The sequence below is a fragment of the Sphingomonas faeni genome (genome assembly GCF_040407565.1).
GTDB classification, from domain to species: Bacteria; Pseudomonadota; Alphaproteobacteria; order Sphingomonadales; family Sphingomonadaceae; genus Sphingomonas; species Sphingomonas faeni_F.
On sequence record NZ_JAPZPR010000007.1, the window covers coordinates 248,153 to 267,944 of the forward strand.

The window sequence follows — 19,792 nt, forward strand, 5'->3', positions numbered from 1 at the left end:
GAACGAGCGTCATATAAGGAAAGCTTTATATGACCCTAGCTGGCGCGACGGCGCAGGGCAACCGCAGTCGCGAGCATCAGTGCGGCAACGATCGCCGCCATCGCATTGCCGACGCGTGAGAAGAGGGTGGGCGGCAGCGCGGACGGCATCGGCTGCTCAATGGCGCCGGCGGTCTCGTGCGGGACGGTCGCGACGAGGCGACCATCGGCGGCGATGATCGCCGAAATGCCGGTGGGGGTCGCGCGGACGATCGGCAATCCCTCCTCGATCGCGCGCATCCGCGCCTGGGCGAGATGCTGCGGCGGGCCCCATTTGCCGAACCACGCGTCGCTCGACGGATTGAAGATCAGGCGCGGGCGATGCGCGGGATCGACCACCTCGCCGGAGAACACGATCTCGTAGCAGATCTGCATGCCGATCGCGCCGAAGCCGGGGAAGGTCAGGTTCGCCGGTCCCTTGCCGGACGTGAAGTCGATATCGCCGGGCACGAGCCGCGCGAGACCGAGCGGCCTCAACAACCACGGCATCGGCAGATATTCGCCGTACGGCACGAGATGCGCCTTGTCGTACCGCCCCCGCAGCCGCGCCTGCGAGTCGAGCGCGAACACCGAGTTGGCCGCGCCGGAGATCTGGTCGCGGGCGTTGAACGCGAGCGCGGTACCGCCGGTCAGCAGGATGTCCCCGGGCCCGAGCAGTCGCGCGATGCGCCGGCGGAGGTAGAGCGGGCTCGACCAGCCATAGGCATAGAACGGATAACCATCCTCGAGATAATCGCGGACGACGCCTTCGGGCCAGACGACGAGGCGCGGGGTGGCGACTGGCTTGCCCGACAGCTTCTCCAGCGCCGAGAGCACGCGTTCGCCGTCGGTTTCGCTGCGGTCCTCCTGGCCGATGTCGGGCTGGACCACGCGCACCAGCGGCGTGCCGGGGGCGGGGGGCGGCGCGTTGGTCCAGAGCGCGGACAGCGCCGCGACTCCGAGCGCCGGCATCGCGATCGCAGGCAGCGTCCAGCGGCGCAGCGCCAGCAGGAGCAGCGCACCGGACGCGAGAATGGTCACGCCCGACAGTGCATAGGTCCCGATCCAGACCGACAATCGCGCCACGCCGATCGCCGGTAGCCAGACGACGCCGAGCGGGTCCCAGGCGTAACCGGTGAACAGCGTGGCGCGCAGCCACTCGGTCGCGATCCACGCCGCGCCGAAGACCAGTACGAACGTCGCGTCGGGGGCGTCGGACCGCCGTGCGATCCGCCACGCCAGTCCTCCCGCCAGCATCGGGTATACCGCAAGGTACAGCGCGAGGCCAACCGCGGCGAAATAGCCGAGCACCGGCGGCATGGCGTCCTGGAAGTCGAACGCGTGCTGGAACCAGTTGTTGTTGACGGTGAAATGCCCGACCCCGAATACCCAGCCGCGCCAGAGCGCGGCGCGCAGCGTCGGGGCATCGTGGACAATCTTCATCCACAGCGCGAACGCGACGAGCGTCAGCGGCCACAGATCGAGCGGCGCGAAGCCGGTGGCGGCGATCGCGCCGAGGATCAGGCAGGCGAGGGCGGGGAAACGGGTCACGCTGGCGCTATGGCGTGGTGGACGGGGTGGGGCAATGTCTTAGCCCGAGGGTGACGCCGGCTCGTGGGATGGATCACTTTGGAAATCCCCCGCTACACCACCCCGGCGAAGGCCGGGGCCCAGTTGGGAGACGTTGCAGACAACGGACAGCGCTTCGCCACTACCACCTTTCCAACTGGGCCCCGGCCTTCGCCGGGGTAGCGCGATAGGGAACGGTACACCTTCACCAGAGACTGTCCTCCCGCGAAGGCGGGCGCCCAATTGGAAAGGTCGCAGCAACGAAGCGCAGTTTTCTTTTAGCTAGGTCCCCCAATTGGGCCCCGGCCTTCGCCGGGGTGGGGTAATGGGGAATGGTACACCCTCACCAAAGATTGTTCTCCCGCGAAGGCGGGAGCCCAGACTGGGCTCCCGCCTTCGCGGGAGAACAAGGGGCGCAGGCACACATCCGCGCGGAAAACGTCAAGCAATCCGCCGGGTCGACGAACCGGATTCCACGACCTATTCTCCTCCGCATGACCCTGCGCCCCTTCCACCTCGCCTTCCCGGTCCACGACCTCGCCGCAGCCCGCAGCTTCTACGGCGCCACGCTCGGTTGCCCGGAAGGCCGATCGAGCGAGCATTGGATCGACTTCGACCTGTTCGGTCACCAGATCGTCGCGCACCTCGATCCTGCCGCCAAACCCGTCGCGGTCGCCAATGCCGTCGATGGCCACGCGGTCCCGGTGCCGCATTTCGGCGTCGTCCTGACGATGGACGACTGGACCGCGCTGTCCGAGCGCGTCACCGCCGCCAGCGTCACGTTCGGGATCGCGCCGTACGTGCGCTTCGAGGGGCAGCCCGGCGAACAGGCGACGATGTTCTTTTACGATCCCAGCGGCAACGCTCTCGAGTTCAAGGCGTTCGCCAACGACGACATGATTTTCGCCACGTAAGGCCAATACTCGATACAAGGATCACCCATGGCCACTCCCGTTACCGTCGACATCCCGCACACGCTCGGCAAGGCTGCGGTCCGTGCCCGTCTCGACGGCGGGATCGACAAGATCAGCGCGAGCATTCCCGGGGGCTCGGTGACCGATCACCGCTGGGAGGGCGACACGCTGCACTTCACCGCCAAGGCGATGGGCCAGACGATCGCCAGCGCGGTCACGGTCTACGAAACCAACGTCCATGCGGTGGTCGACCTGCCGGGCATCCTCGGGCTCTTCGCCAGCAAGATCCAGGACTATATCGGCAAGGAAGCGCCCAAGCTTTTGCGCTGATCACGGGCGCCCAAGTGAGGCACCCAATCAGGCGGCGGGCGCGCTCCGGTACAGCGCGAACGCCGCCTTGGCGCCGACGATAGCGTCCTCGATCCAGGCTTCGTCGGCGGGCTCGCGATCGATCGCAGCGAGTAAGGCGCGCCACTCGCCCGACAGATGTTTCGCGCCGAGATACGCCGTCGGCATGTCGGCCGGCACCGATCGCGACAGCATGATGCCGCCGAGTCGCGATCCTTCGACGACGTACATCGCGCCCCATCCGGCCGCTGCACTCGGCGCGACATCGAACGTCATCGGCGCTGGCAAAGCCTCCCCCAGTGCGGCGAGATCGGCGGCGAGCGCATCGCCGCGGGATCGGAACGCCGCCAGCCCGGGAATGGCCGACAGCCACGCCTCGACCGCGGGCAGCGCCCTGGCATGCGCGATCAGGAACGCGCGGTAATCGTCCGCGTCGGTCAGGTCATACCGCCCGAACCCCGCATCCACCGCATCGTGATCGCCCGCCGTCGCGTCCCGGAGCCGAGCGACGGTCGAAACGGTCCGGGTCAACAGCAGCGTCCCCCGCCCTTGCTCCCGTACCGCGCCTCCTGCCGATCGCGGAAGAACGTGCGTTCGTCCATCGGCGCGTGGTCGGGATGCCGCTCGGCCATGTGCTGGCAATAGGCCGCGTAGGACGGCACGCCGACCATCAGCAACGCGGTCTCGCGTGCCTTCGCGTATAGTGCGCGGATCATTCTGCGGCCACCAGCTGCGGCGGGACTTCGGTCACCGTCGGCCGGTCGATCTTCAGTGCCGCCAGACACGTGCGGATGCCGAAGAACACGATCGACAGCACCACCGCGAGAAACAGCGCGCACAGCCCGGCGTCGATCCGGTCGTTGAGCACGATCCGCTGCATCTCCGCCATCGTCTTGGCCGGCGCGAGCAGCTCGCCCCGCGCCGCCGCGTCAGCGAACTTCGAGGCATGCGCGAGGAAGCCGACCTTGGGATCGCTTGCGAACAGCTTCATCAGCCCGGCGGTGATCGTGCACAGGCACAGCCACGCGGCCGGCAGGATCGTCACCCACGCGTAGCGCTGGCGTTTCATCCGGAACAGCACCACCGTTGCCAGCACCAGCGCGACCGCGGCGAGCATCTGGTTCGAGATGCCGAACAGCGGCCACAGCGTGTTCACGCCGCCCAAGGGATCGGTGACGCCCTGATACAGGAAGAAGCCCCACGCGATCACGCACAGCGCGGTCGCGATCAGCCCCGGTACGATCGCCGACGCATTACGGAACGACGGCACCGCGAGCCCGATCAAATCCTGCAGCATGAACCGCCCGGCGCGCGTGCCCGCATCGACTGCGGTCAGGATGAACAGCGCCTCGAACAGGATCGCGAAATGATACCAGAACGCCTTCATCGCCGGCCCGCCGACCAGGTGGCTGAAGATCTCCGACATCGCCACCGCCAGCGTCGGCGCGCCGCCGGTGCGCGACACGATCGTGGTCTCGCCGACGTCCTTCGCGGTCTGCGCGAGCAGTTCGGGCGTGATCGGGAAGCCCATCGCGGTGACCGCCGTCGCCGCGGAGGCGAAGTCGGTACCGACCACCGCCGCCGGGCTGTTCATCGCGAAATACACGCCCGGATCGAGGATCGACGCGCCGACCAGCGCCATGATCGCGACGAAGCTCTCCATCAGCATCGCGCCATAGCCGATGAACTGCGCATCGCCTTCGCTGGCGATCAGCTTGGGCGTGGTGCCGCTGGCGATCAGCGCGTGGAAGCCCGACACCGCCCCGCACGCGATCGTGATGAACAGGAATGGGAAGAGCCCGCCCGACCAGACCGGGCCGCTGCCGTCGATGAACGGGGTCAGCGCGGGCATCTTAAGCGGCGGCGCGACGACCGCGATGCCGATCGCCAGCGCGACGATCGCGCCGATCTTGAGGAAGGTCGACAGGTAATCGCGCGGCGCGAGCAGCAGCCACACCGGGAGAACGGACGCTACCGCGCCGTATCCCACCATCAGCACGCAGAGCTGCACCGGGGTCAGCGTGAACAGCGGCGCGAGCGTCGGCGAGGCAGCAACCGTGCCGCCATAGACGATCGCAGCGAGCAGCCCGATGACGCCGAGCACGGAGACTTCGCCGACCTTTCCGGGGCGGATCCAGCGCGTGTAGATGCCCATCAGGAAAGCCAGCGGGATGGTCGCGGCGACGGTGAACAGCCCCCACGGGCTGCCCGCGAGCGCGCGCACCACGATCAGCGCGAGCACGGCGAGGATGATGACCATGATCGCGAACGCGCCGATCAGCGCGATCACGCCGGGGATCGCGCCCATCTCCATCCGGATCAGCTCGCCGAGCGACCGTCCGTCGCGGCGCATCGAGATGAACAGGATCATGAAGTCCTGCACCGCACCCGCGAGCACGACGCCGGCAAGGATCCACAGCGTGCCGGGGAGATACCCCATCTGCGCGGCGAGCACCGGGCCGACGAGTGGTCCTGCACCGGCGATGGCGGCGAAATGGTGGCCGAACAGGACGTTGCGATCGGTCGTGACATAATCGAGGCCGTCGGCGCGGCGCAGCGCCGGGGTCGGTCGCGCCGGATCTAGCTGCATCACATGCCGCGCGATGTAGCGCGCATAGAACCGGTACGCGATCAGCTGGACGGAGACGGCCGCCGTGACGATCCACAACGCGTTGACGTGCTCGCCGCGCTCGAACGCGACGACCGCCAGCGCGCAGGCCGCGAGCAAGGCGAGGGCGCCCCAACCGATCTTCTCGCGTAATGTCATCCGTGCGCCCTCCCGTGCTTCGTCTCAGGCGACATCGCGTATTCGAGCCGGGAGCGCCAGCCCCCTGCCGGCGTGCCTCGCCTTTGCCTCCGCCCGGGGCTTGGGTGGAGGCGCGGGGGAGGCGCTATGGGTGCGCTCGATGACTCCCTTACAACCGAAGCCGGAAGCGTGGAAAATACAGCGAGCTCTTCCTCGGCGGAGAGTTCTATTAACCAGTTCGGGGCTATACGAGACTTGCCCGTCACGCAGAGGATGACCCGTGCGCATTACCGAACTTCATCCGACACCCACCGGCGCCGAACCGCTCGATATCCCGGCAGAACTGCTCGACAGCGTCCGGCGCCACCAGAGCCATCTGGCGAGTCTCGTCGCGAGTTTGCGCGCCGCTGGCCTGTCGGAGGAAATGGTCGAGTCGAGCGTCCGCACGCTCGTCGACAGCTATGCCGAAGAATTGACGGTCGCGATCCGCGGGCTGATGAAGGCGCCGTCGCATGGATGACGCCCGGCTATACGACGACGACGCGCGGATCGCGGCGCTGCACCGTCTCAACGTACTCGATACCGCCGCGGAAAAGCCGTTCGAGAAGATCGTGACGCTCGTGCGGACCGTGCTGGCGGTGCCGATCTCCACGGTGTCTCTGGTCGATCGCGATCGGCAATGGTTCAAGGCGCAACGTGGGTTGGAGACGCAGGAAACGCCGCGCGCGATCTCGTTCTGCACGCACACCATCCAGCAGCGCGAACCGCTGATCATCGAAGACGCGCTTCTCGATCCGCGCTTTGCCACCAGCCCGATGGTCGTCGGCCCGCCGCATATCCGCAGCTATGCCGGCATCCCGTTGCGCACGCCCGAAGGCTATAACGTCGGCTCGCTCTGCGCGATGGACACACGCGCCCGGCGGTTCAGCCCCGCCGATATCGCTATCCTCTCGAATTTCGCCAACATCGTCTGCGACGAGCTCGAATTGCGGTTGATCGCGCAGGTCGATCATCTGACCGGCGCGCTCACCCGGCGCGGTTTCGTCGAACAGGCCGAACGCGAGATGGTGCGGTCGCGTCGCTACGAGCGGCCGAGCACGCTGGTGATGCTCGACGTCGATCACTTCAAGGCGGTCAACGACACCTATGGTCACACGACTGGCGACCAGGTTCTGCACCAGCTCGCCAAGCTGGCCGAGGCGACGCTGCGGCCGATCGACGTGTTCGGCCGGCTGGGCGGCGAGGAGTTCGGCATCCTGTTGCCGGAAACCGGTGGCGACGAGGCGATGATCGTCGCCGAGCGTCTGCGCGAGGCGATCGCCGGGTTCCCGATGCAATTGTCGAACGGCGCTACGCTCAAGGTGACCGCCAGCTTCGGCATCGCCGTCCTCACGCCGACCCTGACTTCGGTCGCGAGCTGGATCGAGCAAGCCGACACGATGCTCTACGCGGCGAAGGCGAACGGTCGAAACTGCACGAAGCTGGAACTGGTCGACTAGGCATCGTCGTCGCCGACAGAAGAATACCGGCGACGTCGATGATATCAGCGCTTCAGCGCTGCGAGTGGTGACCCTTGAGTTCGTCCCCGACGATCCGCACCACGTGCAGCACGTTGGTCGACCCCGGCGTCCGGAACGGCACGCCCGCCAACACGATCACGCGATCGCCGGCCTTCGCCATGCCATGACGAAGCGCCATCCGCTTCGACTTCGCGACCATGTCCTCGAACGATTCGACATCGCGCGTGTGGACGGCATGCGTCCCCCACAGCAGGCCGAGACGGCGTGCGGTATCCTGGTTCGGGGTCAGCACCAGCAGCGGCACCGAAGGCCGCTCGCGCGCGATCCGACGTGCGGTCGAGCCCGACGTCGTGAAGCAGATGATCGCCACCGCCGACACGGTCTGGGCGATGTTCTTCGCCGCCTCGGCCAGCGCATCCGCGGTCGTCGGATCGGGCTTCATGACGGTGAAGTGCATGCGGTCGCCATGCTCGGGATCGGCCTCGACCGACACGCCGATCGCATCCATCATCGCTACCGATTCGACCGGCCACGCGCCTGCCGCGCTCTCCGCCGACAACATGATCGCGTCGGCGCCGTCATACACGGCCGTCGCGACGTCGGACACTTCCGCACGCGTCGGGGAGGGCGACGTAATCATCGATTCGAGCATCTGCGTCGCGACTACGACCGGGCGACCCATCCGGCGCGAGACCTCGACGATACGCTTCTGCAACGGCGGCACCGCCTGGGGCGGCATCTCGACGCCGAGATCGCCGCGCGCGACCATCACGCCGTCGCACGCGTCGACGATTTCTTCGAGCCGCTCGATCGCCGCGGGCTTCTCGATCTTGGCGAGCAACGCCGCCTTGCCGCCGATCAGTTTGCGCGCTTCCCAAAGATCCTCGGGGCGCTGGACGAACGACAGCGCGATCCAGTCGACGCCCTGGTCGACCGCGAAGTCGAGATCGCTGCGATCCTTCTCGGTCAGCGCGGCCATTGGCAGCACGACGTCGGGAACGTTCAGCCCCTTGCTGTTCGACAGCGGGCCGCCGACTTCGACACGCGTCGTGATCTGCGTCGGGCCGTGCGAGACGACGCGGAGCACCAGCTTGCCGTCGTCGAGCAACAGGCGGGCACCCGGCTCGATCGCCACGAAGATCTCGTCGTGCGGCAGCTCGACGCGAGTCGCATCGCCCGGCGTCTTGTCGCGGTCGAGCACGAAGGTCGAACCGGTTTCGAGCACGGTGCGCCCGGCCTCGAACTTGCCGACGCGCAGCTTCGGGCCCTGAAGATCGGCCAAAATGGTCGAGGGGCGACCGAATTGCTTTTCGAGCGCGCGAATCGCCTGGATCACGGCGATCTTCGATTGCTGATCGCCGTGGCTCATGTTGATGCGGAACGCGTCGGCGCCGGTACGGAACAGCGTTGCGATCATCTCGGGAGTGCTGCTGGCGGGGCCGAGAGTCGCGAGGATGCGGACCTTCCGCGAACGGGGTGCGATGGCCATGGTCATGCGTGCGTTTCCTTGGGGGAAGGTCTTTGCCGCGACGGGCCTTAGCCCCTATCTGCGCACGATCAACCTTGGAGCGTATAAATGACCCCCGATCGCCTCGATACATTGGACGATGCCGTAGCGGCACAAGCGTTCCGCCGGCTCGTCCGCCATCTTCGCCACCGGGACGATGCGCAGAATGTCGACCTGATGGGGCTCGCGGGTTTCTGTCGCAATTGCCTGTCCGATTGGGTCGAGGAGGCGGGCGACCTGTCGAAGGATGCGGCGCGCGAGACGGTGTACGGGATGCCCTATGCGGAGTGGAAGGCGCATCACCAAGGCGACGCCACGCCCGAGCAGCTCGAGCGGATGAAGGCGAGCGTCGCCAAGAACGCGGTCGACTGATGCGGGAAACGCCGCGCGGGCGGTTGAGCCGAACACGGTAAACGCCTAGACGCGGCCCGCACCCGCAGCGGCATGATTCACCCCCTCTGATTCACGGGGTCGCCTGACGGCGATCATGAGCGCGGGGTATCTCGATTGGGTTTGGGCCGGCGCGTGGCGCTGGCGAGTGGGGAATTTTCGATGTCTGACGAACGGCAACACGGCATGGGCGGCGGCGCGGTCGCAGCGGACGAACTGCGCCTGCTGATCGAGCGCGCCGAGCGCCTCGAGGAAGAGAAGAAGGGGATCAGCGACGACATCAAGGACGTGATGGCCGAAGCCAAGGGCCGGGGTTACGATCCCAAGGCGATCCGGAAAATCCTGTCGATCCGGAAGAAGAAGAAGGAAGAATATCAGGAGGAGGAAGCGATCCTCGAAGTGTATCTCCAGGCGCTGGGGATGATCTGAGGCTTTTCCTGATAACCGAGCGGACCGGTTTGCCGGTGCGCTCGGTTACCCCTTGAGGGGGCGGTACGCCTCGACGTCGATATCGTGACGCTTGAGCTTGTCGTAGAACGTCTTGCGCGGGATGCCGAGCGCCGCCAGCGCGGAGCGGACGTCGCCGCTGACCTGTTGCAGAGTTGTCCGGATCGTCGCCTCCTCGAATTTGTCGACGCGCGCGGGGAGCGGGATGCCGTCTTCGTCTGCGGGGTCTTCGGCTTCGACGCGGAGCACCAGGCGCTTGGCGAGGTTGTCGAGTTCGCGCACGTTGCCGGGCCAGTCGTGCTGGCCGAGATACGCTAGCGTCGCGGTGTCGATCGTTGGCACCTCGCGGCCGAACCGCTCCGCCGCCTGGTGGAGCAGATGGCCGAACAGCAGCGGGATGTCGTCGCGGCGTTCTCTGAGCGGCGGGATGCGCAGGCGGACTGCGTCGAGCCGGAAGAGGAGATCGGCTCGGAACTTCCCTTCCTCGACCGCTTGCTCCAACCCCGGTTTGGCGGCGGCGATCACGCGGAGGTCGAGCGCGCGCGGCAGGTCGCCGCCGACCGGCATCACCTCGCGCTCCTCGAGCACACGGAGTAGTTTCGCCTGGAACGCGGGGAGCGTGCTCTCGATTTCGTCGAGGAACAGCGTGCCGCGGTTCGAGGCCTCGATCCGGCCGGTGCGCGGCAGGCGGGAATCGCCGTCGTGGCCGAACAGCTCGATCTCCGCGACTGCCTCGGGCAGGGCGGCGCAGTTGACCGCGACGAACGGCCGTGACCGCCGGTTGCTCCAGCGGTGGAGCAGGACCGCGACGAGTTCCTTGCCGGTGCCGGTCTCGCCTTCGACCAGCACGTCGATGTCGGCCTGCGCGATCTGGCGCATCGTTTCGCGGAGGCGGACCATCACCGGGGTCTCGCCGATCAGCGGTTCGGCGCCGATCGTTTCCTCGGCGGCGGCGCGGAGACGGCGGTTGTCGAGCACGAGGCGGCGCATTTCGAGCGCCCGGCGCGCGCCGGCGATCAGGTGATCGGTGGCGAAGGGTTTCGGGATGAAGTCGAACGCGCCGTTCTTGAGCGCGGCGACCGCCATCGCGACGTCGCCGTGGCCGGTCATCAGCAGAACCGGGATCTCGTGGTCGATCGCGGCGATCCGGCGGAAGAGTTCGAGGCCGTCCATCTTCGGCATGCGGATGTCGGATACGACCGCGCCGTCGAACCCGGCGGTCACGCGGGCGAGCGCGACGGTCGGGTCGCGCTCGGCGATCACCGCGATGCCGGCGAGTTCGAACGATTGCTCCAACGCGCCGCGGAGGACGTCGTCGTCGTCGACGAGCAACACCGCTTGCTCGCTCATGCCTTCACCAGGATCATACGGAAGATGGCGCCTTCTGGAGCGGGGACGAGGTCGAGCGTGCCGCCGAACTCGGTCATGATGTCGCGCGCGATGCCGAGGCCGAGGCCGAGGCCGTCCTTCTTGCTCGTCGCGAACGGGGTGAAGAGGTGGTCGGCGATGTCGGCTTCGATGCCGGGGCCGTTGTCGGCGACGGTCAGCACGACATCGCGGCCTTTCCGCCCGACGGTGACGCTGACGCGGGCATCGCGGCGGTCGGCGACCGCGTCGAGCGCGTTCTGGAGGAGGTTGACCAGGACCTGCTCCAGGCGGACGCGACCGGCGATTACCGTCAAGCGCGCCTCGGGGCCGGTTGGGAGGTCTAACGTCACACCCTTGGCGCGGAAGCGGTCGCCGATCAGCAGGCGGACGCCGTCGATCGCTTCGTCTAGCGCCACCGGGCCGATCGAGCCTGCACCGCGCCGGGCGTAGCGCCTGAGCCCGGCGGTGATCGTGCCGATCCGGCTGGTGAGGTCGACGATCGACTGGAGATTGGTTGCCGCGCGCGCAGGTTCGCCGCGGTCGAGGAAGGCCGCGGCATTGTCGGCGAAAGTGCGGATTGCGGCGACCGGCTGGTTGATCTCGTGCGCGACGCTGGCGGTGATCGTGCCGATCGAGCCGACGCGGTTGGCGTGCGCGAGTTCCTCGCGCGCCTGGCGGAACCGCTGGTCGGACGCCTCGCGCTGCTCGACCTCGATCTGGAGGCGATCGGCGGTGGCGCGGAGCTCGGCGGTGCGGCGCGCGACCTCCGCTTCCAGTTCCGCGCGCGCGCCGACGTTGCGCTTGCGTCGCTCGTACAGCCACCAAGCACCGAGCATTGTCGCGATCGTAAGCATTGCGGCGATCGCGGTGGCCCATCGCGTGCGCGCGGCGGCCGTCCGCAACGCAGTGTCGAGCGGTTCCATATGCACCAGCCGCCAGCCCGAGATAGGCACCGGCAACGACACCGTGATCGCAGGCGATCCGTCGGGCAGCCGGGACACCCCCTCGGCAAGCGTCAGGGGGGCGGGGGCCAGTGGCGACGACCCGAACTGGCGCGTCTCGACCAGCTCGGCGCGACGCAAAGGCGAGAGCGGGCGGGTGGTGCGAAATTCGAGCTTCGGATCGCTGGAGATCAGGATGACGCCGTCGGGATCGGTGACGAAGGTCGCCATCCGATCCTGGATCCACGCCCGCGCGATCTTCTCGAACTCGACCTTGACCACGACCACGCCGAGCGGTCGGCCGCCGCGGTCGATCCGTCGTGACAGGTATAGGCCCGGCCGCCCGCTGACGCTGCCGAGCGCGAAGAATTCGGTCGCGCCGGAGGCCATCGCCTTGGTGAAATAGTCGCGGAAGCGGTAGTCGTGGCCGAGGAAGCTGTCCGGGCGCCCGGCGTTCGAGGCGGCGATCGTCATGCCCTGCGTATCGAGCGCGTAGATCACGGGGGCGCCGGTGCGCTCGGCCAGCAGCGCGAGCTTGGTGTTGAGCGCGGGGTCGACTTTGCCCGACGCGAGTGCCCCGCGGACGTCGGGATATTCGCCGAGCATGATCGGCAACAGGCGATAGGTCTGCAGTTCGGCTTCGAGCAGGCGGAGATTGCTGCGCGTCTGCTGGACCGCGCGCATCCGCACACCCGCGCGCGCATCTTCGGCGGCGCGCTGGCCGTAGATCGAGGCGACTCCTGCTACGATCACGCCAAGCGCGGCGAACGCCATCAGCACCGTCAACGCGGTGACGAAAAGGGAGGATCGGAGTCGCGTCATTTTGTGCGGATTATCACACACCCGGCGGCTGCGCCATTGATGAAACGCGACAATTCCCACACGTCCGAACAATGGGTATGGCGATAAATGGCTAAAAACCAACGTTTTAGGCGCTGAAACGGCTGCGCTTGTAGTCCTGGGTTCGGCCCGGCATTACCGTCGCACATAACGTCCCGCGTGAGTGGACGAGGATTGCAGGAGGCGATGTTGACCCTACCCACCCAGACATATGGCGTCGCGGAAACGCCCGCGCGGAAGCGCTGGAGCGGCCAGCTTTATATCCAGGTTCTGATCGCGATCGCGCTCGGCGCGGCGCTCGGGCATTTCTATCCGACGTACGGCGCGGCGCTGAAGCCGCTCGGCGATGCGTTCATCAAGTTGGTGAAGATGATCATCGCCCCGGTGATCTTCCTGACGCTCGTCACCGGTATCGCGGGCATGAAGGAGCTCGGCTCGGTCGGCCGCGTCGCGGGCAAGGCGTTCGCCTACTTCCTGTTCTTTTCGACGCTGGCGCTGATCGTCGGCCTGATCGTCGCCAACGTCGTCCAGCCGGGCGCGGGGATGAACATCGACGCCGCCACGCTCGATACCAAGGGCATTGCGGATTATACCGTGAAGGCGCACGAGACGACGATCACCGGGTTCCTGATGAGCATCATCCCGGACACGATGGTCAGCGCGTTCACCGAGGGCAACATCCTCCAGATCCTGCTCGTCGCGATCCTGTTCGGCATCTCGCTGAGCCTCGTCGGCGAGCCTGCCAAGCCGGTGCTGAACTTCCTCGAGCGCCTCAGCCTGATCGTCTTCAAGCTGGTCGGCATCCTGATGCGCGCAGCCCCGCTCGGCGCGTTCGGCGCGATCGCGTTCACGATCGGCAAATACGGGATCGGCAGCCTTGCCAATCTCGGCGCGCTGGTCGCGACCTTCTATCTGACCGCGGCGCTGTTCGTGATCGTCATCCTTGGCACTGTCGCGCGGCTGACCGGCTTCTCCATCTTCAAGCTGATCCGCTATCTCAAGGCCGAGCTGCTGCTGGTCCTCGGCACCTCGTCGTCGGAAGCCGCGCTGCCGAACCTGATCCAGAAGATGGAGGCGGCAGGCTGCGAGAAGTCGGTCGTCGGGCTGGTCGTGCCGACCGGCTATTCGTTCAATCTGGACGGCACCAACATCTACATGACGCTGGCGGCGCTGTTCATCGCGCAGGCGACCAACACGCATCTGACGCTCGGGCAGGAACTGTTGCTGCTGGTTGTCGCGATGATCTCGTCGAAGGGTGCGGCGGGCGTTACCGGCGCGGGCTTCATCACCTTGGCCGCTACGCTGTCGATCGTGCCGACGGTGCCGATCGCGGGCATGGCGCTGATCCTCGGCGTCGACCGCTTCATGAGCGAGTGCCGGAGTCTCACCAACTTCATCGGCAACGCGGTCGCGACGATCGTCGTCGCCCGCTGGGAGGGCGGTCTCGACCGCGACAAGCTCGACGCCGCGCTGTCGGGCAAGCTCCCCGAGTTCGTGCCGGCCGCAATCCCCGCCGCTGCTACTGCCCATTGATGCCGGCGGGGACGGCCAGACCGTCCCCGCCCGCCAGTACCGGAACTTGCTTATGACCTCGATGACGATGCGCCGCTTGCGGCACGCGGCTGGCCTTGCCACGTCTGCGCTCTCGATCTTCGCGTTCGCGAATGTCGCCACCGCGCAGGCAGACGCGCCGCCGTCACGGCAGGCCAATGTCGGCGCCAAGGACGTGTCGAGCACCGCCGAAGCCTCGCCGATTGCGGAGAGCTATCCCAACGCCGCGATCGGCGACGGTACGACGACGGGGGGATACAACCAGTCGCGCTGGGCGGAGGACTGGTCGAAGCTGCGCGATCCGACGAAGCGCAAGGACATCGTCGACCAGCTCAAGTTCATTTCGCTGGCAGGTGATGGCGACGTCTATCTGACGCTGTCGGGCGAGGCGCGGCTGCGCGTCAACGAGACGACCAACCCCAATCTGCGCGATGCCGAGGCACAGCGGCAGGATATCCTCCGCCTGTTCGGTGGCGCCGACCTGCATGTCGGCGAGCATCTTCGCTTCTACGGCGAACTCGCGCACGGCACGCTGGAAGGGCAGAACCTGGGAACGGCGTTGCCGAACCTGCGCAACAAGCTGGCCGTGCAGCAGGCGTTCGTCGATTTGACCGGGACGGTGGCCGATGTCGATGTCGGCGTGCGCTATGGCCGCCAGACGTTCGCGGATGGGCCCAATCTGATGGTGGTGCCGCGCGACAACAACACGCTGTTCTTCGGCTTCAACGGGTTCCGCGCCTGGGCTCGTGCGGCAGGCGTCCGGGCCGACGTGTTCGACTTCAAGCCGACCGCCTATGGCAATGGCGGGACCCAAGACGACAACGCGGAGAGCGACCGGCGGTTCACGGGTATCTCCACCGGGATCGTCGTGCCCGAAACGCTGTTCGGCGGGTCGAAGCTGTACGTCGATCCTTTCCTCTGGCGGCTGCGCGATCGTTCGGCGACGTGGGGCACCGGCACGGCGCGCGAAGTGCGCAACTTCTACGGGTTGCACGTCTGGGGCGATGCGGGGCCGGTCAACCTCGACTGGACGATCAACTACCAGGGCGGTTCGTACGACAACCGCTCGATCAAGGCATGGCTGATACTCCTCGCGCAGACCTACAAGCTGGGCGAGGGCAAGAACGCGCCGCGCGTCGGCGTGCATGCGGATTATGCCAGCGGTGGTGGTGCATATGGCACCGGCACTTTGCGCAACTCGTTGGCCCCGTTCGGCAACAACATCTATTACAGCTATCAGCTGTTCGCGACGCCGACCAACCTGGTCGCGCTGGCGCCGAACGTGACGTTCAGCGTCTTCGACAAGCTCCGGCTGACCGCGGAATATCAGCGTTCGTGGCGCGATACGACGAGCGATGCCGTGTACCGCGCGAACGGCACCGCGTTTGCCGGTACGCAGAACGTGTCGGGGAGCAAGATCGCCGATACGCTGCGGTTCCAGGCGGTGTACCCGTTCACCTCGCGGCTGTCGTTCACCGGGCGCTACGAGCATCTGATCGCGGGGCCTGCGCTGACGAATGCGGGGTATAAGAACTCCGACTTCCTCGCGGGTTGGATCAGCTACCGGTTCTGACGTGCTCCCTTTCTTAAAGGGAAGGGTTGTCTGACATTTTCTCCCCTCCCTGGAAGGGAGGGGCTGGGGGTGGGTCGGCTTCCGCATCGTCGAACGCGCGTGGCTCAAGCTGGCCGACCCACCCCCTACCCCTCCATTCCAGGGAGGGGGGAGCGTCGGCGCTGCGGTTGCGATACCGTCCGGATTAACCTGCGTCGTTCGGCGCCGCGTTTTCTTCGTTTCCGACCATACCGGTCCTTCAATTCCACGATCGACTGTGGCACACAGGCTCCAACATCAGGAGTCACATGGTCATGGATCTCAGCTTCACGCCCGAGGAAGAAGCCTTCCGCGAGGAAGTCCGCGCGTTCTTTCGCGACAAACTCCCAGCGCGTCTTTCTACGCTGGTCCGCGAAGGCAAGCGGCTGCGCAAGTCGGACATGGAGGAATGGCACGCGATCCTCAACGAGCGCGGCTGGCTGGCGAACCATTGGCCCGAGGAGTGGGGCGGTCCCGGGTGGAGCGTGATCCAGCGGTTCATCTTCGACAATGAGTCTGCGCTCGCACACGCGCCCCGCGTGGTGCCGTTCGGCGTCAACATGCTCGGACCGGTGCTGATCAAATACGGTTCCGAAGAGCAGAAGAAGCAGTGGCTGCCGCGGATCCTCGATGGCTCCGACTGGTGGTGCCAGGGGTATTCCGAGCCGGGTGCGGGGTCCGATCTAGCGGGGCTCAAGACGACGGCCGTCAGGAAGGGCGACGTCTATGTCGTCAACGGCCAGAAGACCTGGACGACGCTCGGCCAGCATGCCGACATGATCTTCTGCCTCGTCCGCACCGACGCGACCGCGAAGAAGCAGGAGGGCATCTCGTTCCTGCTGATCGACATGACGTCGCCCGGCATCGAAGTCCGCCCGATCACGCTGATCGACGGCGAGCAGGAGGTGAACGAGGTGTTCTTCACCGATGTCGAGGTGCCCGTCGCCAACCTCGTCGGCGAAGAGAACATGGGCTGGACCTACGCCAAGTACCTGCTGACGTATGAGCGCACCAACATCGCCGGCGTCGGCTTCTCGATCGCGTCGTTCGAGCGGCTGAAGGAAGTCGCGCAGATGCAGAAGAAGGGCGGGCGCTCGCTGGCGGACGATCCGCTGTTCGCGGCAAGGATGGCGCGGGTCGAGATCGACCTGGCCAACATGCAGACGACCAACCTCCGCGTACTCGCGGCGGTCGCGGGCGGCGGTGCACCCGGCGCGGAGAGTTCGATGCTCAAGATCAAGGGCACCGAGATCCGCCAGGAGATCACGTCGCTGACCCGCCGTGCCTACGGGTCTTACGCGGCGCCGTACATACCCGAAGCTCTGGAGGCCGGGTGGAACGGCGAGGATGTCGGCCCTGAGGACGCGGCGATGGCGGCGCCGAGCTATTTCAACAACCGCAAACTGTCGATCTTCGGCGGGTCGAACGAGATCCAGAAGAACATCATCTCCAAAGCCATCCTGGGTCTCTGAGCACATGAACTTCGAACACACCGACGACCGCCGCATGCTCGCCGACACGCTCGTCCGGGCGTTGCGCGACGGGTATCCGATCGAGACGCGCAACGCGGGCGCGTATGGCGAGACGGGGTATGACGCGGGCGTCTGGCAGCAGTTGACCGAACTCGGCATCGTTTCCGCACTGTTCGACGAGGCGACGGGCGGCTTCGGCGGCAGCGGGTTCGACATCATGGTGGTGTTCGAGGCGCTCGGTCGCGCGCTGGTGGTCGAGCCGTTCCTCGGCGCGCTGATGGCGGGGCGTGCGTTGGCCAAGGCTGGCGGGCATGACGAGACGCTCGCCGGGATCGTGTCGGGCGAGACGATCGCCGCGTTCGCGCATGACGACGGCGCGACGCCGGTGACCGCGACGAAGAGCGGCGATGGCTGGACGCTCAGCGGGACCAAGGCGGTCGTGTCGCAGGCGGGTGCGGCGTCGGTGTTCGTCGTTACGGTGGAGCAGGATGGCGATCCGCTCGTGTTGCTCGTGCCGGCGGATACGGCGGGGGTGTCGGTCCGCAGCTTCAACGTCGTCGAGGGCGGTGCCGCCGGGGACGTGACGTTCGAGAACGTGACGCTCGGCGCCGATGCGCGCGTCGGGGGCGAAGGGCAGGGGCAGGCGATCGTCGATGCGGCGGTCGGGGCCGGGTTGCTCGCGCTGTCGGCCGAGGCGGTCGGCGCAATGGAGTTCGTCAAGGAGGCGACGCTCGGCTACCTCCGCGACCGGAAGCAGTTCGGCGTGCCGATCGGCAAGTTCCAGGCGCTCCAGCACCGCATGGCGACGGTGTTGCTCGAGATCGAGCAGGCGCATTCCGCAGTCATCAACGCGGCGTCGGCGTTCGACGGTGACGACACGAAGGCGCGCGAGCGGGCGCTCGCGGCGGCGAAGTACACGATCGGGCGGACTGGGGCATTGGTCGCGGAGGAAACGATCCAGCTTCACGGCGGGATCGGCATGACGTGGGAATATGCGGTGTCGCACTATGCCAAGCGGCTGGTGATGATCGACCACCAGCTCGGCGACGAAGACTATCACCTGCAACGGTATATCGCGCTGGGCTGAGCGCCCGTTACCGTGACGCGCTCCGTCACCCTGACGAAAGTCAGGGCCAGGGCTACGGGCGTCTTCCTTTGTGGCTCTGGGTCCTGACTTTCGTCAGGATGACGAGGTCGGGACGGCGGAGTCGAAGGATGGGAGCTGCTGTGACCTACCGCCCGCGCTTCCCGATCATCGGCCGCAGTCGCACACCGAGACAGATCACCGTCGGCCACAGCAGCGTGTTGACGATATCCAGCGATGTGTCCTCCCACCGCCAGGACCCGAAGTTCAGCCGGTCCATGATCTCGTTGAACGCCTCGCCGGCCGCCACGACGTACCACGGGATGAACGTCCCGAACGAGCGCCGCGTCACCAGTCGCGCCAGCATCAGCAGCGCCATGCCGGCGTGGATGTGGAGGATCGTGTCGGGCAAACCGGTGCCGTCGCCGATCGAGTCGATCATCTGATGGTACAAGGTGGGGATCAACGCGCTACTCCGGACGCACGGGAGGCCGGTGCGCGGCGTCGCTATACGGGCTCGGCTCGGGGGCGGCAATCGGGGCGGTCGGCGTGCCCAGCATCACGGGTTTCAGCTCACCGATCGTAGCGTCCAGCCAGGCGATGAAACGGTCGATCCGCGCGATCCGGCGGACGTCGCGGTGGACGACGAGCCAGAACGAGCGTTGGATGTCGACCGCGTCGGGCAGCACGCGCACGAGCCCCGGCACGCGGTCGCCGATGAAGCACGGCAGGATTCCACACCCCGCTCCCGCCGCGATCAGTTCGGCCTGCGCGACGATGCTCGAACTGCGGATCGAGGCGTCCAGCCGCCCATCGATCTCGGCCAGATAGCGGAGTTCGGGCGCGTAAATCATGTCGGGGACATAGCCGATCAGGCGGTGCCGCATCAGGTCCGCGGTCGTCGCGATCGGTCCCGACCGCGCGAGGTGATCGGGATGCGCGTAGAGGCCTAGATTATAGTCGGTGAGCTTTCGCGCCACCAGCGGGCCGCTCTTCGGTCGCGCGAGCATCACCGCGATATCCGCCTCTCGCCGCGACGGGTTGAGGAACCCGGTCGAGGCGATCAGGTCCACCGCGATCCGCGGATGCTGGTTGGTGAACGATGCGAGGCGCGGCGCGAGGATGCGGCTGCCGAAGCCTTCCGAGACGCTGAGCCGGATCGGTCCCGCGAGCACGCCTGCATCGGTGCCCACCACCTCCTGGATGCCAAGAGCGGACGCCTCCATCGTTTCGGCATGGTCGAGCAATGCCGCGCCGCGTTCGGTCAGCGCGTAGCCGGCGACGGTCTGCTCGAACAACGTCGTCTGGAGTCGCCGCTCAAGCCTTTGCAGCCGTCGCGAGACCGTCGTCGCGTCTTGCCCGAGCAATTTCGCGGCTGGCCCGAGCCTGTGCGTGCGCGCCAGAGCGAGGAAATACCGGACGTCGTCCCAATCCATGAACGCCTGACCCTATGCTGCATATTCGCAGAGCGATTCTGCAAACAACCC

19 protein-coding genes are annotated in these 19,792 nt (G+C 66.7%); 10 read left to right on the forward strand and 9 right to left on the reverse strand.

Going from position 1 to position 19,792, the window contains the following annotated elements; all coding sequences use genetic code 11:
* Positions 1–35: 35 nt before the first annotated feature.
* Entirely contained in the window at positions 36–1,568 is a 1,533-nt protein-coding gene (gene lnt / locus O6Y00_RS15985; protein WP_353443582.1) for an apolipoprotein N-acyltransferase, read from the reverse strand.
* 512 nt (positions 1,569–2,080) lie between these two features.
* Between lnt and O6Y00_RS15990 the strand changes: the two genes are divergently transcribed.
* Positions 2,081–2,500, forward strand: coding sequence for a VOC family protein (locus O6Y00_RS15990; protein ID WP_353443583.1), 420 nt, complete (start codon positions 2,081–2,083; stop codon positions 2,498–2,500).
* 27 nt (positions 2,501–2,527) lie between these two features.
* On the forward strand, positions 2,528–2,830 hold the full coding sequence (locus tag O6Y00_RS15995; protein WP_353443584.1) for a polyhydroxyalkanoic acid system family protein: 303 nt from the start codon (positions 2,528–2,530) through the stop codon (positions 2,828–2,830).
* Between the two features lie 27 nt (positions 2,831–2,857).
* Here O6Y00_RS15995 and O6Y00_RS16000 read toward each other — a convergent pair whose 3' ends face one another.
* From O6Y00_RS16000 to O6Y00_RS16010, 3 genes are read right to left on the reverse strand one after another with little or no spacing between them, the layout of a single operon-like run.
* Entirely contained in the window at positions 2,858–3,379 is a 522-nt protein-coding gene (locus tag O6Y00_RS16000; protein ID WP_353443585.1) for a biliverdin-producing heme oxygenase, read from the reverse strand.
* Positions 3,376–3,564: a YbdD/YjiX family protein gene (locus O6Y00_RS16005; protein ID WP_056051727.1), complete on the reverse strand. Its 189-nt coding sequence runs from the start codon at positions 3,562–3,564 to the stop codon at positions 3,376–3,378. Before O6Y00_RS16005 ends, O6Y00_RS16000 begins: the two co-directional genes overlap by 4 nt.
* Entirely contained in the window at positions 3,561–5,615 is a 2,055-nt protein-coding gene (locus O6Y00_RS16010) for a carbon starvation CstA family protein (protein ID WP_353443587.1), read from the reverse strand. Before O6Y00_RS16010 ends, O6Y00_RS16005 begins: the two co-directional genes overlap by 4 nt.
* A gap of 259 nt (positions 5,616–5,874) precedes the next feature.
* Between O6Y00_RS16010 and O6Y00_RS16015 the strand changes: the two genes are divergently transcribed.
* Positions 5,875–6,114: a hypothetical protein gene (locus tag O6Y00_RS16015; protein ID WP_353443588.1), complete on the forward strand. Its 240-nt coding sequence runs from the start codon at positions 5,875–5,877 to the stop codon at positions 6,112–6,114.
* A complete protein-coding gene (locus O6Y00_RS16020) occupies positions 6,107–7,093 on the forward strand; it encodes a sensor domain-containing diguanylate cyclase (RefSeq protein ID WP_353443589.1) in 987 nt (328 codons plus the stop codon). Before O6Y00_RS16015 ends, O6Y00_RS16020 begins: the two co-directional genes overlap by 8 nt.
* A gap of 52 nt (positions 7,094–7,145) precedes the next feature.
* On the opposite strand, the gene pyk is transcribed toward O6Y00_RS16020, so the two are convergent.
* Positions 7,146–8,609, reverse strand: coding sequence for a pyruvate kinase (gene pyk / locus O6Y00_RS16025; RefSeq protein ID WP_353443590.1), 1,464 nt, complete (start codon positions 8,607–8,609; stop codon positions 7,146–7,148).
* An 81-nt stretch (positions 8,610–8,690) separates the two neighbouring features.
* On the opposite strand from pyk, the gene O6Y00_RS16030 reads away from it, so the two are divergent.
* Positions 8,691–8,993, forward strand: coding sequence for a DUF1244 domain-containing protein (locus tag O6Y00_RS16030; RefSeq protein ID WP_353443591.1), 303 nt, complete (start codon positions 8,691–8,693; stop codon positions 8,991–8,993).
* 204 nt (positions 8,994–9,197) lie between these two features.
* Complete coding sequence (locus tag O6Y00_RS16035; protein ID WP_197942503.1) at positions 9,198–9,440, forward strand: DUF2312 domain-containing protein; 243 nt, start codon at positions 9,198–9,200, stop codon at positions 9,438–9,440.
* A 45-nt stretch (positions 9,441–9,485) separates the two neighbouring features.
* On the opposite strand, the gene O6Y00_RS16040 is transcribed toward O6Y00_RS16035, so the two are convergent.
* The gene (locus O6Y00_RS16040) at positions 9,486–10,808 is read right to left on the reverse strand and encodes a sigma-54-dependent transcriptional regulator (protein ID WP_353443592.1); all 1,323 of its coding nucleotides are present in this window, start codon (positions 10,806–10,808) and stop codon (positions 9,486–9,488) included.
* Complete coding sequence (locus O6Y00_RS16045; RefSeq protein ID WP_353443593.1) at positions 10,805–12,589, reverse strand: sensor histidine kinase; 1,785 nt, start codon at positions 12,587–12,589, stop codon at positions 10,805–10,807. The genes O6Y00_RS16040 and O6Y00_RS16045 overlap by 4 nt, the downstream gene beginning before the upstream one ends.
* Positions 12,590–12,796: 207 nt before the next feature.
* Here O6Y00_RS16045 and O6Y00_RS16050 point away from each other — a divergent pair, with 207 nt between their 5' ends.
* The 4 genes from O6Y00_RS16050 to O6Y00_RS16065 all read left to right on the forward strand — a co-directional run bounded on the left by O6Y00_RS16050 (position 12,797) and on the right by O6Y00_RS16065 (position 18,308).
* Positions 12,797–14,140: a dicarboxylate/amino acid:cation symporter gene (locus O6Y00_RS16050; RefSeq protein ID WP_435368639.1), complete on the forward strand. Its 1,344-nt coding sequence runs from the start codon at positions 12,797–12,799 to the stop codon at positions 14,138–14,140.
* 52 nt (positions 14,141–14,192) lie between these two features.
* Positions 14,193–15,731: an alginate export family protein gene (locus tag O6Y00_RS16055; RefSeq protein ID WP_353443594.1), complete on the forward strand. Its 1,539-nt coding sequence runs from the start codon at positions 14,193–14,195 to the stop codon at positions 15,729–15,731.
* Between the two features lie 293 nt (positions 15,732–16,024).
* On the forward strand, positions 16,025–17,221 hold the full coding sequence (locus tag O6Y00_RS16060; RefSeq protein ID WP_353443595.1) for an acyl-CoA dehydrogenase family protein: 1,197 nt from the start codon (positions 16,025–16,027) through the stop codon (positions 17,219–17,221).
* Positions 17,222–17,225: 4 nt separating this feature from the next.
* Positions 17,226–18,308, forward strand: coding sequence for an acyl-CoA dehydrogenase family protein (locus tag O6Y00_RS16065; RefSeq protein WP_353443596.1), 1,083 nt, complete (start codon positions 17,226–17,228; stop codon positions 18,306–18,308).
* 145 nt (positions 18,309–18,453) lie between these two features.
* Here the strand turns inward: O6Y00_RS16065 and O6Y00_RS16070 are convergent, their stop codons facing one another.
* Positions 18,454–18,771: a hypothetical protein gene (locus O6Y00_RS16070; RefSeq protein ID WP_353443597.1), complete on the reverse strand. Its 318-nt coding sequence runs from the start codon at positions 18,769–18,771 to the stop codon at positions 18,454–18,456.
* Between the two features lie 4 nt (positions 18,772–18,775).
* Positions 18,776–19,741, reverse strand: a complete 966-nt coding sequence (locus O6Y00_RS16075; RefSeq protein WP_353443598.1) for a LysR family transcriptional regulator — start codon at positions 19,739–19,741, stop codon at positions 18,776–18,778.
* Positions 19,742–19,792 lie beyond the last annotated feature (51 nt).

Excerpts from the sequence above, each read along its gene's own strand:
- O6Y00_RS15990 (WP_353443583.1), top strand. The coding sequence starts at position 2,081 with ATGACCCTGCGCCCCTTCCACCTCGCCTTCCCGGTCCACGACCTCGCC.
- O6Y00_RS15995 (WP_353443584.1), top strand. The coding sequence starts at position 2,528 with ATGGCCACTCCCGTTACCGTCGACATCCCGCACACGCTCGGCAAGGCT.
- O6Y00_RS16005 (WP_056051727.1), bottom strand. The coding sequence starts at position 3,564 with ATGATCCGCGCACTATACGCGAAGGCACGCGAGACCGCGTTGCTGATG.
- O6Y00_RS16010 (WP_353443587.1), bottom strand. The coding sequence starts at position 5,615 with ATGACATTACGCGAGAAGATCGGTTGGGGCGCCCTCGCCTTGCTCGCG.
- O6Y00_RS16020 (WP_353443589.1), top strand. The coding sequence starts at position 6,107 with ATGGATGACGCCCGGCTATACGACGACGACGCGCGGATCGCGGCGCTG.
- pyk (WP_353443590.1), bottom strand. The coding sequence starts at position 8,609 with ATGACCATGGCCATCGCACCCCGTTCGCGGAAGGTCCGCATCCTCGCG.
- O6Y00_RS16030 (WP_353443591.1), top strand. The coding sequence starts at position 8,691 with ATGACCCCCGATCGCCTCGATACATTGGACGATGCCGTAGCGGCACAA.
- O6Y00_RS16035 (WP_197942503.1), top strand. The coding sequence starts at position 9,198 with ATGGGCGGCGGCGCGGTCGCAGCGGACGAACTGCGCCTGCTGATCGAG.
- O6Y00_RS16040 (WP_353443592.1), bottom strand. The coding sequence starts at position 10,808 with ATGAGCGAGCAAGCGGTGTTGCTCGTCGACGACGACGACGTCCTCCGC.
- O6Y00_RS16045 (WP_353443593.1), bottom strand. The coding sequence starts at position 12,589 with ATGACGCGACTCCGATCCTCCCTTTTCGTCACCGCGTTGACGGTGCTG.
- O6Y00_RS16055 (WP_353443594.1), top strand. The coding sequence starts at position 14,193 with ATGACCTCGATGACGATGCGCCGCTTGCGGCACGCGGCTGGCCTTGCC.
- O6Y00_RS16060 (WP_353443595.1), top strand. The coding sequence starts at position 16,025 with ATGGATCTCAGCTTCACGCCCGAGGAAGAAGCCTTCCGCGAGGAAGTC.
- O6Y00_RS16065 (WP_353443596.1), top strand. The coding sequence starts at position 17,226 with ATGAACTTCGAACACACCGACGACCGCCGCATGCTCGCCGACACGCTC.
- O6Y00_RS16075 (WP_353443598.1), bottom strand. The coding sequence starts at position 19,741 with ATGGATTGGGACGACGTCCGGTATTTCCTCGCTCTGGCGCGCACGCAC.